Genomic DNA, 13,296 nt, shown 5'->3' with positions numbered 1-13,296 from the left:
GTAAATTATGAGCGTCTTTTCCAGATTCCAGCTGCCAGGACCGTCATATCATCCCTTGGAGCCGGTATAAAGGACACCGCAAAATCCAGCACCTGGTCCGCCAGTTCCTGGGGTCCCATCTCCTCCACGCTCTCCAGATACTGCTGCATGGCCTGTTCCTTGTCATCTCCCGGCAGAGCATCCAATACCCCGTCGCTGACCATGACAATCCGGTCCCCTTCCCACAGCTTCCTTGACATGAGCACCGGCTCCACCCCATTGAGAATTCCCATGGGAACCTCCCCGGCTTCCATGATTTCCACTCCCTCTTCCCCGATTATGAAGGTTGGCACCGCCCCCAGCTTCATTGCCTCCAGCACGCCGGTATGCAAATCAATGCAGCTAAGGTCCAGGGTGGCCGGATGCTGTTCCGGTCCTGCCAGCAAAAGCACTGTGTTCACCAGCTTAAGGGCCGCCCTTGGGGAAAATCCGGTCTCCAGCAGCTGCTCCGTCAGTTCCACCACCTGTTTGCTCTCCCTGGCTGCCGCCTCCCCGCTTCCCATTCCGTCGGAAAGACTCATGACCACCTGGTTTCCGGGACTCTCGCAAAAGGTATAATTATCCCCGGAATACTTCTCGCCCTTTTTTGGAATCCTGGAAGCGCCATAGAGCATACGGTAGCCTCCCTCCTCCAGAAAACGCACGGTTTCATACTGTTTGGTGATAATGCTGCGGCTGTCCTTGGCCGGACTCCACCTCGTGCCATCCATGACCTCCCCCATGATCAGCGCCGCATCCTTGGAGGTGATGCAGCGGCCGTTGGTGGTCCTGACCGTGAGGAAGGCTTCCTTCTGCCCGTTCTCGTACTCCAGAAGCAAAAGGTTTCCCAGGGCAACATGGTAACGCCTGAAATGTTTTTTCAGTATGTATTCATACTCGTCCGTAATATCCCTTGCGCGGTCAATCTGGCGGGAAAATTCCTCCAGTATCACCGACAGCTCCCTGAACTGGGATATAACCGCGTCCCTGCTCTCCAGGAAACGGTTCTTCCAGGACAGGTTCATGGTAGCCCTTCCCAGGCTCCGGTTCAGTTGGGCAAGATAATCCTCCTTCTTCCGGCAGCCGCTCTGGAACATCTGGGGCATGTCCTCAAAATCAATATGGCCCTTCTGCTCAAATGCCCGCAGAAGATAATAGAGGTAATAGCTGTCCTCCTTCTCGCTGTCCGCATACAGATTACACCTGCTGCAGTTCTCGCACACCAGGGCAGCGCTGGCCTGCATGGCAGCCAGTCCATCATCCTTTGTCAGCTGCCCGTTCTTCTCTATACCGTCGTCAAAGGCCCTGGCCAGCTGGTTTAAGGAATCTGCCATATCCCCCAGTCTCCTGGCCGTATAATAATTTACATCTGTTCTTCCCTTTACTTCCCGTTCTCTGATAAACACAAAAATCCCTCCTAATCCGCGTAACTTTCAGTATACGCACCCAGGAGGGAAATATATGTCAATTCATGCATGGATTTTTAAAAATTATTCGCCCGTTTTCGCCATCACTCCGTAGGCTTCAGCAGAATCTCATCAGGATTCACAAGCCCCAGCTTTTCTTTGGCCACTTCCTCCGCATACTGCTTGGTCTTGACGTAAATCTTGTATTCCTGCAGCTGGGCGGTCCGCTTTTCTTCCTCTTCCTTCTGCTGCTCCAGGTTCTGTTCGCGGATGCTGTATTCCAGGTCCGATTTCTTAAGGTCGGCGCCCTTTATATTGATTGCCACAGCCAAAAACATGACTACCAGGGTAATACCCATGATGGCCATGCGGTTGGTCCATTTGTCACGCCTTACGCGTCTTGATTTACCGTAGGATCTCATCTGCTCAATCACCAGCTCCGTCTTTTTCCGGGCTGCAGACAGCTTTCTGTCTGTGCCTGCTGATAATCATTCTAAGGCATTTGCCGGCTTTTTTCAAGCACTTCAAGAAAATTCTGCTGATAAACCTGTCGTACAGAATCATCCCGGCAAATACCCCTCCTATGACATAGGCCCTGAATACGCCGTCATTCTGCTCATAGAGCAGAATAAAGGTCACAAGCCCCGCATAGAGCCAATACAAAAAATCCTCCACCCCCGTCCAGAAAGGGCCGTGGCGGATAATCAGGCGGAACACCCTGAGGGTGTCATAGGCCAGCATGAGCCAACCGCCTGTGACCAGGCTGAGCACCATCAGCCAGGCTTCATACTGAATCCTGCTGCTCATAGCCTGCCTACTTAAACAGCCGGGTGAACAGGGATTCCCCCGACTTTCTGAGGGCTTCATTGGAACTGTAGACCATGCTGTCTATGGTTCCCTCTATGTCCACCTCTCCCTTTTCCAGGGTAAGGCGGCTTACATGAAGCTCCTTCCCCTTGATGGTAAGCAGCCCCATATCCGTATCCAGGACAACTGCGTTTTCATCAAAGGACACCACATCGCATATGCCGGTGATATTTCCCTTGCTCCGGTTCTGCAGTATAAGCTTATGCTGACGATTGCTTCCAATCTTTTCTTCCATGCAAAAAACCTCCCCGTATATCTAACCTATGTTAAATATATGGGGAGGTTGGCCATTCTATGCCACTTATCTTAAATATAACGGTAAAGTTCCTTAGCCTCATCCTTCTTCACAGTTTCCTGTACGTCCAGAACCTCCACCTTAACAGCCTTGGCTCCGAACTGAATCTCGATGATATCACCTGTTTTCACGCTGACGGACGCCTTTGCCGGCTTATCATTCACCAACACGCGTCCTGCGTCGCATGCCTCATTGGCTACGGTTCTGCGCTTGATAAGGCGGGAAACTTTCAGAAACTTGTCCAATCTCATGGATTATTTATTAACCTCATCCTTTAATGCCTTGCCAGCTTTGAACTTTGGAGTCTTGGAAGCCTCGATGGTCATCGTCTTACCAGTCTTGGGATTTCTTCCCTCTCTTGCAGCTCTCTCAGATACTTCAAAGGTTCCGAAGCCCACTAACTGTACTTTTCCGCCTTTTACCAGCTCCTCAGATACAGCGTCAGTGAAAGCCTTAACTGCCTTCTCCGCGTCTTTCTTAGAAAGCTCTGCCTTCTCGGCAACTGCTGCAATTAATTCTGTCTTGTTCATCAATTTTTCCTCCTAGATATTGTCCGGGAAAGGCCCCGGAATCGTTACTTTTTAATGTCATAGTGTACTTAATCATTTATATCTGTTTTACTATGATTTGTCAAGGTTTTTTGGCTTTTTCCTGCATTTTTATCTGATTCCAGAGGGCGGTCCCTTCCTCCACGGAATTCACCTTTACACCGCCAAATACGTGGGGGTGCCTTCGGACCATTTTCCGGCATAAACCGTCAATTACATCGTCGATAGTAAACCTGCCTTCCTCCTTCGCAATCTGGCTGTTCAGGATAACCTGGAGCAGCACGTCCCCCAGTTCCTCGCACAGGTTTTCCATATCATTGTTGTCTATGGCCTGAAATACCTCCTGGGTCTCGTCAGACAGACATTTTTTCAGGCTCTCAAAGGTCTGCTCCCTGTCCCAGGGGCAGCCCTCAGGCGACCGCAGCTTTGCTATTATTCCCACAAGGTCGTCAAATGTATACATAAAAACCTCCTACACCTTCTCTTTATTGCGCTTGATTACCTTGAGGCGGGTAAATTCCTCCCTCTCCTTTTCCTCCAGCGCATTGGAGATGGACTTGCTCAGGTCCTCATAATGAGGTATGGTGATGTTCTTAAGTGCATTGGCCCGTTTCTGGGTCTTTTTAATGGAATTGGCCAGCCGGTAGGCGGAGTTTTCCACCATGGAAAGCTTGATAGTCAGCTCCTTTACCTTCTCAAAATGGTATCTGGCCTCATCCAGGGACTCCGTGGTGTTATAAAAACCATAGGTCAGGGCTAAAGGCCGCGATTCATGCTGGACCAGGGGAATCTCAGTTCCCATGATGCTTCTGGCCTTAATCTTCACCCGGTCATCCACAGGCACAGACGCTCCTATCTCCTGGACATAGTTGATGCCCAGTTCGATATTTGCCTTCTGGAGGGCCGCATACGCCGCCCGGAAGGTGCTGTCGATCTCAGACTGGATTCCCTTTGCCTCGTCAATCAGCTCCATCAGCTCCCGAATCAGTATATTCCGCTTTTTATCCATGAGTCCGTAGCCCATATAGGCCAGGCCCAGTGAATTCTTTGCAGCTATCAGGTTGCCTTTGGTGGGAAATGTATTTGGATCCATTTACATCACTCCTTCACGGTGTCCACAGTTTTATAATACTGGTCAAGCACCTTGGTGTCGATACGGTCCAGTTCCTCCCTGGGCAGCATCCCCAGAAGCTTCCAGCCAATATCCAGGGTGTCCAGGATAGTGCGGTTCTCATGGGGGGCCTGACCTATGAAACGTTCCTCAAAGGCCTTGCCGAACTCCAGGTATTTCTTGTCAATGGGTGAAAGTTCATCCTCACCTATAACCGATGCCAGGGCCCTGGCATCCCCCACCTTTGCATAGCAGGAGAAAAGCTGGTTGGCCACATCCTGATGGTCCGCCCTGGTGTAGCCTTCTCCGATGCCGTCCTTCATAAGCCTGGACAGGGATGGCAGCACATTGATGGGCGGATAGATGTTCTGCCCGTTCAGCTGCCGGTCCAGAACAATCTGCCCCTCTGTGATGTAGCCTGTCAGGTCAGGGATGGGATGGGTAATATCGTCGTTGGGCATGGTGAGAATGGGTATCTGGGTCACGGAACCAGGCCGTCCCGCCACGATGCCGGCTCTCTCGTAGAGGGAAGCCAGGTCGCTGTAGAGATAGCCCGGGAATCCCTTTCTGGACGGAATCTCGCCCTTGGAGGAGGAGACTTCACGCATAGCCTCGGCATAAGAGGTCATGTCCGTCAGTATAACCAGTATGTGCATTCCCTTTTCAAAGGCCAGATACTCGGCCAGGGTAAGGGCGATTTTAGGGGTGATAAGCCTTTCCACCACAGGGTCATTAGCCAGGTTGATAAACATGGCCACATGCTCGGATACCCCGCTCTCCTCAAAGGTGCGGCGGAAGAAATCAGCCACATCGTATTTGACACCCATGGCGCCGAACACAATGGCAAATTCCTCATCCGAATTCTCTCCCAGGGATGCCTGCTGCACAATCTGGGCAGCCAGCTGGTCATGGGGAAGACCGTTTCCTGAAAAGATGGGCAGCTTCTGTCCGCGAATCAGGGTGGTCAGCCCGTCAATGGCTGAAATTCCCGTACGGATATAGTTTCTGGGGTACTCACGGGTCACAGGATTTAAGGGTTTTCCGTTAATATCCAGCTTCACATCGGATATAATGTCGCCCAGCCCGTCGATGGGCTGGCCGATGCCGTTAAAGGTACGTCCCAGCATCTCCTCGGAAACCTCTATCTCCATGGGATGGCCCGTAAGCCTTGTGTGGGTATTGCGCAGGGCCATGCCGTCCGTGCCCTCAAACACCTGAATGATGGCCCTGTCCCCGTATATCTCAATGATGCGTCCTATCTTGTGGAGACTCCCGGCCACGGTCATTTCCACGATTTCATCGTAAGCCGCATTCTGAACGCCCTCCAGGACCACCAGAGGGCCATTAATTTCACTTAAACCTAAATATTCAATCGCCATATGGACCTCCTTCCTTTATGCGTTCCGTTCCACAACCCTGTCGTAAAAATCGTCAATCATCTTCATATAATCATCAAACATATCCAGGCGGTCATTGGGCACATCGTATTTGATGGATATAATTTTGTCGAATATGTTCTCCTCCTTCAGCACGGACACAGGCATGCCCATGGATACAAGGGAACGTGATTTCTTATACAGGTAAAGAATGACTTCCATCATCTTAAACTGCTTAATCAATGGCACAGACGTGTCATCCTTGTGGAATGCGTTCTGCTGCAGGAATCCCAGACGGATGACCTTTGCGATTTCAAGCACCAGCTTCTGGTCGTCCGGCAGTACGTCGGCTCCAATCAGCTTCACAATTTCCATCAGACTGCTCTCCTGTACCAGAAGGGCCATCAGGCGGTTCCGGTCGTCCACAAACCGCTTATCCACGTTGTCCATGTACCAGGAGGACAGGTCGTTTATATATTCCGAATAGCTGGTAAGCCAGTGGATGGCAGGGAAGTGCCTGGCGTAAGCCAGGGATTTATCCAGCCCCCAGAAGCAGCGCACGAAACGCTTGGTGTTCATGGTCACAGGCTCGGAGAAGTCGCCTCCCTGGGGCGACACTGCGCCGATGATGGTCACGGAGCCTTCGGTCCCATTAAGGTTCTGCATCATGCCCGCCCTCTCGTAGAACGCGGAAAGGCGGGATGCCAGGTAAGCCGGGAATCCCTCTTCGGCTGGCATTTCCTCCAGGCGGCCTGACAGCTCCCTGAGGGCCTCTGCCCATCTGGAGGTGGAGTCAGCCATAATAGCCACATGGTAGCCCATATCCCTGTAATACTCTGCCAGGGTAAGACCGGAATACAGGCTGGCTTCACGGGCAGCCACCGGCATGTTGGATGTATTGGCAATCAGGGTCGTTCTGTCCATCAGCGGATTTCCTGTCTTTGGGTCTATCAGCTCTGAAAACTCCTCCAGAACCTGGGTCATCTCGTTGCCGCGCTCCCCGCAGCCAATGTAGATAATGACATCCGCATCCGACCACTTTGCCACCTGATGCTGGGTCATGGTCTTGCCTGTTCCGAAACCGCCTGGAATGGCAGCCGTGCCGCCCTTTGCCAGCGGGAACATGGTGTCCAGAATACGCTGGCCTGTGATCAGGGGCTTTACTGCCGGAAAACGCTTGGCAGACGGCCTGGCCACGCGGATGGGCCATTTCTGGGTCATGGTCAGGGTTCTCTCAGTGCCGTCCATGAGCTGAAGGGTCAGAAGCGGCTCTTCTATGGTGTACCGGCCATCCGGCACCACCGTAAGGACATAACCTTCCGCATCCGGCGGAGCCATGACCTTATGGGTGATGGCCCTTGTCTCGGGCACCTCCGCGATGATGGTGCCGGGCATGATTCTGTCCCCCTCCTTCACCACCATGTGGGTATCCCACTTTTTATCCGTGTCCAGACTGTTCACGGATATGCCGCGGCTGATATAATATCCGCTTCCCTTGGCAATCTCGCTTAAGGGACGCTCGATTCCGTCAAATATATTGCTCAGGATTCCCGGCGCCAGCGTAACGGACACCGGGGCGCCTGTACCAGTCACGGTTTCTCCCGGCTTAATTCCGCTGGTTTCCTCATAAACCTGGATGGTTGTTTTCTCTGAGTTAAGTCCGATGACCTCGCCCACCAGCTTCTCCTGGCCCACATGCACCATCTCATTCATCTGGAACCCTGAGTCGCCCAGCAGGGAAACGACAGGACCATTTATACCGTAAATCACACCTGTCTTAGCCACTTTGCCTACCTCCTGTCAAGTCAAATTTAAACTCATGGCGGGCCTCGTCCAGCTTAGTCTGGAATGAGTTGTCTATGAGTATATGCTTGCCCGGAAGCACAGCCCTTGTGCCTCCGTTAAAGGAATATTCGCTGACCTTGATGGTAGCGTTGTGATGCATGGCAATGCGCTGCAGCTTATCCACATCCGATGGGTCCATGTAGATAATCAGCTCCTCGTCCCCTGCAAATTCCTTGGCAGCCTTTACCTGGCGGTCCAGAAGCCGCTGGTAATCCTGTGTCTCCATGAAGTTGGCCAGTTTATCGCGCAGTTCCACGAACAGCTTATCCTTAAGCTCCTCCTGCTTGTGGCTGGCCTCCCTCTTTAAATCCAGCTGGCCGATGGACAGCCTTTTATTGATCTCACGTCCCAGCTTCTCTGTCTCTGCCTCCACCTGCATGTCGGCCCGCCTCCCGGCGTCAGCCGCATGCTCCTCAAAGGCAGCTTCCAGGGCGTTCATATAGTCATCCAGCATCCTGGCGCTGCGCTCTCTGGCGTCCGTCATGCAGATATCCTGGAAATGCTTTAGCTTTTCCTCTGTTGTCAAGCTGATTCACCCTCTTTCTATCATTACTACAGTTTCAGTCCGATTGCCTCGTTCACATAAGAGGTGATAAAGTCCGGCTTGCGGCCGGTTCCATGGCGGTCCGGAATCTCCACAATCAGCGGAAGCCTGCGCTCCAGCTTTACGTTGTCGATGATTTCCGGAAATTCCCTGCCAAACTTTTCTGTCAGCAGGATGATTCCGATGGATTTGTCGGCCAGGGCCTTATCCAGTTCTTCCTTCAGTTCTTCCCTCTTATGGACCACAGCCCCCTCGACTCCTGCCAGACGCATGCCGGTCAGGGTGTCGATGTTGTCGCTGATAAGGTACATCTTCATGGGATTACAGCTTTCCTAAGATCATAAAGGATATGATCAGACCATAGAGACACACACCTTCGGCAAGACCTACGAAGATTAATGATTTACCAAGGATGGAGCTGTCCTCGCTGATAGCTCCCAGTGCTGCGCTGGCTGCTGCGGAAACAGCGATGCCGCCGCCCAGACAGGAAAGTCCTGTGGCCAGGGCCGCTGACAGATACCCCATGCCTGCCGCGGATGAACCGGCTGCCTGGGCGCCCGCCTCGGCTGCCGCTGCATTGCCGGAGAACATGACCACTGCCGCAAATATCATGGTGCCGAAGAACAGGAACACATTGGCCGCCAGGGCTGTCTTATAGCGTCCCTTTGTCCTTTCCCCTGCTGCAAATGCTCCGAAAGGTACTGCAATGCTTAAAATAAGTGCTGCGCTCAGTGTAATCTTAACTAATAAACTCATATCTCATATCTCCTTTTTGTATTATATATGCTTACTGCTCTCCGGCAACCTTTCCATACGGTTCAAATGCCCTGCCGCTGCCGCGGTAAAATCGGCTGAACAGCTCATAGTATTCCAGACGCAGTACCTGGATGCCCACAATCAGGCCCTCCATACCGCATACAAACAGGTTGCCGCCAACCACCACGGCCCAGTTGGTATTTCCTCCCGCCTCTGCCCCTGCCAGCATCAGGACCACCTGCATCATGGCTGCGTGGCTCACCGCAAACGCGCCCACACGGACAAAGGAAAGGGTATTGGAAAAATAGCTTAACAGTACCTCAAAGAGTTCAAATATACCCTGGGTGATAAACATTCCCAGTCCGGTTTCCATACGCTCCGCCTTCTTCTCCACTATGGCTGCCAGCGGCTCCTTAAAGAATATCACCAAAAGCGGAATCAGGAACATGATTACCAGAATCACGGTGGCGGGAAGGGGATTACCGGTCATATACAGTACAATCACGGATGCCAGGGCAAAGTAAAATACCAATCCGGCCACGCCGTTTGTGTCAAAATACGCCTTCTCCACATCATGGGAGCGCAGGCTGTTGATGACGTTGAGAATCATACATAAAAGGATGATTCCCATTCCGATGGCAACCGCCGCCACGAATACCGTGTTCAGCCTTCCTATGAAGGGCAGATTTGTCATGGCCTCCTGGGGTCTGAGCCACACCGCATCCATGATATCCTCAAATCCAAAGACGCTTCCGAAGAGCAGTCCGAATATGGTGGAGAACACGCCGCAGCAGGAAATGATTCCGGCCAGACGTATCTTCTTAAACCGGTACAGCAGGAATCCTCCTATCAGCAGGCACAGCCCCTGCCCGGCGTCCCCGAACATGAATCCAAACAAAATGGAGTACGTTATACCAATCAGTATGGTGGGGTCCAGTTCATTATAGGATGGCAGTCCGTACATCTCCACATACATCTCAAAGGGCCTAAACAGTCCCGGATTCTTCATCTTGGTGGGAGGCGTGCTCATGATGTTGTTGTGGTCGTCCTCGATGATGCAGAAGGTATCGCTGTCACGTTCGATTTCCTTCCGGAACTTTTCCGCGTCCTTCTCCGTCATCCATCCGCACAGGATATAGAAGTTGTGGGTGTCATGCTTGGTGACGGCAGCCATCTTCCTCACATCAAAGTTGGTGGAAAATGTCCTGATGCGTCTGCAGGCAGCGGCAAACTCCTCCTTCCTGCTGCTCATGGCCTCCACGATTTTCCTGTCCGCCTCGTCTATCTCCTTCTGAAGGCTTCCTATCCTGTCGTCCAGCACATGTCCGGCCTCCACAGGAGTGCCCTCATACTCGTCCGGAAGGAAACACCTTTCAAAATGCATGGATGCATAGATGGCGTCAATCTTGTCGGCCAGGCTCTCCGGCACGAAGTAGACCACCCATACATAGTCCCCCTCCTCCTCGCATTTGAACATGACCGTGTCTATGGTCTCATACACATAGGATGAGAATTTTTCGTAATATTCCCTGGAAATACGGCCGAACCGGAACTTCATGAACCGGAACTTAAGTATCTCCTTCACGTTGTAGTTAAGCCCCGCAAAGGGTACCACCCTGTCCCTGGACGCCTTTAACTCGTCCCGCTGGTGCACCAGGGCGTTCTTCCGGTCCGTCAGTTCCTTAAGCTGGGTGTCCAGGCTGTTAATGGCCTCAACGGCTTCTTCCAGCTTCATCTTTCGGTCCGTCTGGTCCGAAATCAGGTCATGATAGCTTTCCAGCAGCTCCGAGGCCCTTTCCAGCACATCCTTATATGGATTTGTTTCAATATAAGGCCTCAGGTCTTTTACTGTCTTAAGCTCCGACAGAGCATTTTCCAGGTGTATCTCATATCTGGACAGATAGGTGTCCACCACCCGGTCGATATCCTCCTTTGGACCGGTAATACTTAAGAACTTCATCTTCTCAATCACGTCTTAACCCCCTTTAGTCAACTTGCTCCCAATCCATAACGTATCTTCTCAATGGTAGTAATGATACGCTCGACTTCCCTCTCCTTGAAGTAGAGATAGGAATTCAGTATGGCGATGGAGTATGGGTCTTTTCTGCTTGCCTTCTGGTATATCCTGTCTATTATATCGTGAGCCAGATGGTCCAGGTCCTGATTTTCGTCCAGATGGACCAGACCCGTCCTGCCGTACCAGCTTGCCCTTATGAGTCCGTACAGTATATCCAGGTTCTCCGCCTCCACCATCCGGTTAATCTCTTTCCTGGTCAGATGGAGCTGTATGGGAATCAGCATGGCGTATATCTCCCCCGGCTCCAGCTGGTAAAACTTTTTGGAACGGCAAATCCACTGGAGGTTCAACATATCCATCCTGGCGCCGAAGCACTTGGCGATTATCTTCTGCTCGTTCCTGGACAGGTACTTGTCCTTAATCTTCCACATGGACCTGAAATACAGCATATCCAGCGCTGTCTCACAGGCCGGAAGGGTTACTCTGCCGTTCTGCAGCATCTGATACAATGGCCCGTAATACGCGGACCCCTTCAGATTCCCTATGAACTCTTCCATGCTCTGGGACTGGGAAAGCGTGATTAGATCAAGGGCAGAATGCCTCCCAAAGAAATCACGGAACATGGACAGGTCCTGCCTCTGTTCCCTGTGGCCTGCCGCGTTTCTCAGACAGGTCTTCAGAATGGTAATCTCATAGTGCATGAAGTACAGGTCCAGGAAACGCCTCTGCTTTATATTGGCAAACTGGTAAAGCTTTGCAAAATCCCTGTACTGGGACAGATTCAGATGCTGCTCAATGTTTCCCCTGTGCAGATCCTTATCCTCCACCTGGCCGAATATCTCCCGGTAGGGCGGAAAGGCACGCAGGTACTGCACTGCATCCGCTACGGTTTCCAGGGCCGCCATCTCAAGGAACTGCTCATCTTTTATACGCCAGCGTTCCATTGCCTTCACCTTGGTGGCAATGCCGCTGTAAGCAATCAGGCTGCCCATAATCTCACCCCTTTATCATCTTCTGGAACAGAGCCTCTGCATATTCTTCATGGTGCCGGATATAATTATCTTCCAGTTCCTTAAGCAGGGCCTCTGATTCCGCCTTCTGCTTTGCAAGGAGCCCGTTCATTTCCGCCTCCATTTTCTCCTGAATCTCTGCAATCCTGCGCGCCGTTTCCTGTTCCATGCTCTTATCAAACGCAGCCGTCTTTGCATCCATCTCCTCAGCAAATGCCTTCTTGCGCGCATTCGCTTCTTCCACAATGGCTCCGGCCGCTGCCTCGATTTCCGATAACCGGTTAATCACAGTATCCATAGCTCTCCTCCTTATATATTTTCATATCATTTCATGATACTACTTTTTTAGAAAAAAACCAGAGGTATTTTAGTATTAAAATTAATTTTTCACAATTTCTTCACAGCAAAACGCCAAAAAGAGGAAGAACTTTTTAAATTCTTCCTCTTTTTGCATCCAAAATTACCAATTTTTTCTATACAATTTTCACAAATACACCGGCCTAATTGTCTGTCTGGGCCTCGCTGCCCTCAGTCTCCCCTCCGGTTGACGCCACGGGTTCTACCTTTTCGATAAACTTGCTGGATACATATGCCTCCTGGCCGTCGTAGTTAATAACCGCCCAGTCGTTGTCATACCGCTTCACATACACCACCTCGGTGCCGTTGCTCAGCTGCACCAGAATCCGGCCGCTGGTGGAAGGCTCGCTGCGGACATTGACGCTGTTTCCCTTAATCCTGTAGGTCTCTGCGGGCGGCTCTGTCTCAGGCTCTGTCTCAGGTTCCGGGGGCAGCGTGGGCGCGGGCTCCACAGGCGCCGTGGTCACGGCAGGCGCCGTGGTGGTCTTATCTGCTTCCCTGTCCTTGCCCGGCATGAAAACACGGATAACCACAATCAGAAGTATAACAAGCAGCACCGGAATCAGCAGTCTCAGTATGTATGCTGCCGGCGATACACGCCTGCGCTTCTTCCTGGGACCGCCCTGGCGGGACGGGCCGCTGCGGGTATTCCTGGCAGGTACCCTCTGGCTGTTTCTGCCGGAAGCGCTTCTGCCCCCGCCCGAACCCTGCCTGGGAGCCGGACGGCCTGATGTATTCCTTGCAGCCGGGGACGGCCTGGACGCACGGCCCCCCGCACCTCCTGCAAATTCGTTGGCAAACACATACACTTCCTGGGTCAGCAGCCGGAAGGCCTGATTGGCATCATATGCCGTGTCATCCCCCTCATGTACCGCCTTATTTCCCAGTATACGGATGGTATGGTAATTATCCTTGGTAGCCTTGTTAATCCACTGGCCTTCGTACAGCTGGTCTATGGTATCGGACAAATCCCCTTCCACCACACACGCTCTCTCAGCCATGCACCTTACCATATATTCCAGGACCTGTCTGGCCCTGACCATCACAAGATTATATTCTTTGCGCGCAATCAATCGCTCTGCTTCCTTAACGCCCTGCTGAATCTGCTGCCAGCTGGTCGTCCGCTCCACATTCGACATAAGCCTT

Annotated in this window: 17 protein-coding genes; all 17 read right to left on the bottom strand. The window is 52.0% G+C overall.

Going from position 1 to position 13,296, the window contains the following annotated elements:
- Positions 1-5 precede the first annotated feature (5 nt).
- On the bottom strand, positions 6-1,424 hold the full coding sequence (locus LA360_RS19480; protein ID WP_112481486.1) for a SpoIIE family protein phosphatase: 1,419 nt from the start codon (positions 1,422-1,424) through the stop codon (positions 6-8).
- A 104-nt stretch (positions 1,425-1,528) separates the two neighbouring features.
- Positions 1,529-1,846, bottom strand: a complete 318-nt coding sequence (locus LA360_RS19475; protein ID WP_112481583.1) for a septum formation initiator family protein — start codon at positions 1,844-1,846, stop codon at positions 1,529-1,531.
- 4 nt (positions 1,847-1,850) lie between these two features.
- Positions 1,851-2,231, bottom strand: coding sequence for a spore cortex biosynthesis protein YabQ (gene yabQ / locus LA360_RS19470; RefSeq protein WP_112481485.1), 381 nt, complete (start codon positions 2,229-2,231; stop codon positions 1,851-1,853).
- Between the two features lie 7 nt (positions 2,232-2,238).
- A complete protein-coding gene (yabP, locus tag LA360_RS19465; RefSeq protein ID WP_002585412.1) occupies positions 2,239-2,526 on the bottom strand; it encodes a sporulation protein YabP in 288 nt (95 codons plus the stop codon).
- Between the two features lie 71 nt (positions 2,527-2,597).
- Positions 2,598-2,837 (bottom strand): RNA-binding S4 domain-containing protein, encoded by a 240-nt coding sequence (locus tag LA360_RS19460; RefSeq protein WP_002566400.1) that lies wholly within the window; start codon positions 2,835-2,837, stop codon positions 2,598-2,600.
- A 3-nt stretch (positions 2,838-2,840) separates the two neighbouring features.
- Positions 2,841-3,116, bottom strand: a complete 276-nt coding sequence (locus LA360_RS19455) for an HU family DNA-binding protein (RefSeq protein ID WP_002566401.1) — start codon at positions 3,114-3,116, stop codon at positions 2,841-2,843.
- Positions 3,117-3,216: 100 nt separating this feature from the next.
- Entirely contained in the window at positions 3,217-3,597 is a 381-nt protein-coding gene (locus LA360_RS19450) for a MazG family protein (protein ID WP_022203452.1), read from the bottom strand.
- A 9-nt stretch (positions 3,598-3,606) separates the two neighbouring features.
- A complete protein-coding gene (locus LA360_RS19445; protein WP_022203453.1) occupies positions 3,607-4,227 on the bottom strand; it encodes a V-type ATP synthase subunit D in 621 nt (206 codons plus the stop codon).
- A gap of 5 nt (positions 4,228-4,232) precedes the next feature.
- Entirely contained in the window at positions 4,233-5,624 is a 1,392-nt protein-coding gene (locus LA360_RS19440; protein WP_022203454.1) for a V-type ATP synthase subunit B, read from the bottom strand.
- A 15-nt stretch (positions 5,625-5,639) separates the two neighbouring features.
- Positions 5,640-7,406, bottom strand: a complete 1,767-nt coding sequence (locus LA360_RS19435; protein ID WP_022203455.1) for a V-type ATP synthase subunit A — start codon at positions 7,404-7,406, stop codon at positions 5,640-5,642.
- Positions 7,399-7,992, bottom strand: a complete 594-nt coding sequence (locus LA360_RS19430; RefSeq protein WP_002593845.1) for a V-type ATP synthase subunit E — start codon at positions 7,990-7,992, stop codon at positions 7,399-7,401. Before LA360_RS19430 ends, LA360_RS19435 begins: the two co-directional genes overlap by 8 nt.
- A 26-nt stretch (positions 7,993-8,018) precedes the next feature.
- Entirely contained in the window at positions 8,019-8,327 is a 309-nt protein-coding gene (locus LA360_RS19425) for a V-type ATP synthase subunit F (protein ID WP_022203456.1), read from the bottom strand.
- A gap of 4 nt (positions 8,328-8,331) precedes the next feature.
- Positions 8,332-8,766 (bottom strand): ATP synthase subunit C, encoded by a 435-nt coding sequence (locus LA360_RS19420; RefSeq protein ID WP_002585405.1) that lies wholly within the window; start codon positions 8,764-8,766, stop codon positions 8,332-8,334.
- Positions 8,767-8,797: 31 nt separating this feature from the next.
- Positions 8,798-10,738 (bottom strand): V-type ATP synthase subunit I, encoded by a 1,941-nt coding sequence (locus LA360_RS19415; protein WP_057571276.1) that lies wholly within the window; start codon positions 10,736-10,738, stop codon positions 8,798-8,800.
- 17 nt (positions 10,739-10,755) lie between these two features.
- Positions 10,756-11,775, bottom strand: coding sequence for a V0D/AC39 family V-type ATPase subunit (locus tag LA360_RS19410; RefSeq protein WP_022203458.1), 1,020 nt, complete (start codon positions 11,773-11,775; stop codon positions 10,756-10,758).
- Between the two features lie 4 nt (positions 11,776-11,779).
- Entirely contained in the window at positions 11,780-12,091 is a 312-nt protein-coding gene (locus LA360_RS19405; RefSeq protein WP_022203459.1) for an SPFH domain-containing protein, read from the bottom strand.
- Positions 12,092-12,293: 202 nt separating this feature from the next.
- Positions 12,294-13,289: an SH3 domain-containing protein gene (locus LA360_RS19400; protein WP_022203460.1), complete on the bottom strand. Its 996-nt coding sequence runs from the start codon at positions 13,287-13,289 to the stop codon at positions 12,294-12,296.
- Positions 13,290-13,296: the final 7 nt, after the last annotated feature.

Origin of the sequence: Enterocloster clostridioformis (genome assembly GCF_020297485.1) — a bacterium.
Classification (GTDB): domain Bacteria; phylum Bacillota; class Clostridia; order Lachnospirales; family Lachnospiraceae; genus Enterocloster; species Enterocloster clostridioformis.
The sequence above is the reverse complement of the archived record's forward strand: the minus strand, read 5'-3'. Positions and strand labels throughout refer to the sequence as shown.

Excerpts from the sequence above, each read along its gene's own strand:
- LA360_RS19460 (WP_002566400.1), bottom strand. The coding sequence starts at position 2,837 with ATGAGATTGGACAAGTTTCTGAAAGTTTCCCGCCTTATCAAGCGCAGA.
- LA360_RS19455 (WP_002566401.1), bottom strand. The coding sequence starts at position 3,116 with ATGAACAAGACAGAATTAATTGCAGCAGTTGCCGAGAAGGCAGAGCTT.
- yabQ (WP_112481485.1), bottom strand. The coding sequence starts at position 2,231 with ATGAGCAGCAGGATTCAGTATGAAGCCTGGCTGATGGTGCTCAGCCTG.
- LA360_RS19445 (WP_022203453.1), bottom strand. The coding sequence starts at position 4,227 with ATGGATCCAAATACATTTCCCACCAAAGGCAACCTGATAGCTGCAAAG.
- yabP (WP_002585412.1), bottom strand. The coding sequence starts at position 2,526 with ATGGAAGAAAAGATTGGAAGCAATCGTCAGCATAAGCTTATACTGCAG.
- LA360_RS19420 (WP_002585405.1), bottom strand. The coding sequence starts at position 8,766 with ATGAGTTTATTAGTTAAGATTACACTGAGCGCAGCACTTATTTTAAGC.
- LA360_RS19405 (WP_022203459.1), bottom strand. The coding sequence starts at position 12,091 with ATGGATACTGTGATTAACCGGTTATCGGAAATCGAGGCAGCGGCCGGA.
- LA360_RS19440 (WP_022203454.1), bottom strand. The coding sequence starts at position 5,624 with ATGGCGATTGAATATTTAGGTTTAAGTGAAATTAATGGCCCTCTGGTG.
- LA360_RS19400 (WP_022203460.1), bottom strand. The coding sequence starts at position 13,289 with ATGTCGAATGTGGAGCGGACGACCAGCTGGCAGCAGATTCAGCAGGGC.
- LA360_RS19475 (WP_112481583.1), bottom strand. The coding sequence starts at position 1,846 with ATGAGATCCTACGGTAAATCAAGACGCGTAAGGCGTGACAAATGGACC.
- LA360_RS19450 (WP_022203452.1), bottom strand. The coding sequence starts at position 3,597 with ATGTATACATTTGACGACCTTGTGGGAATAATAGCAAAGCTGCGGTCG.
- LA360_RS19410 (WP_022203458.1), bottom strand. The coding sequence starts at position 11,775 with ATGGGCAGCCTGATTGCTTACAGCGGCATTGCCACCAAGGTGAAGGCA.
- LA360_RS19425 (WP_022203456.1), bottom strand. The coding sequence starts at position 8,327 with ATGAAGATGTACCTTATCAGCGACAACATCGACACCCTGACCGGCATG.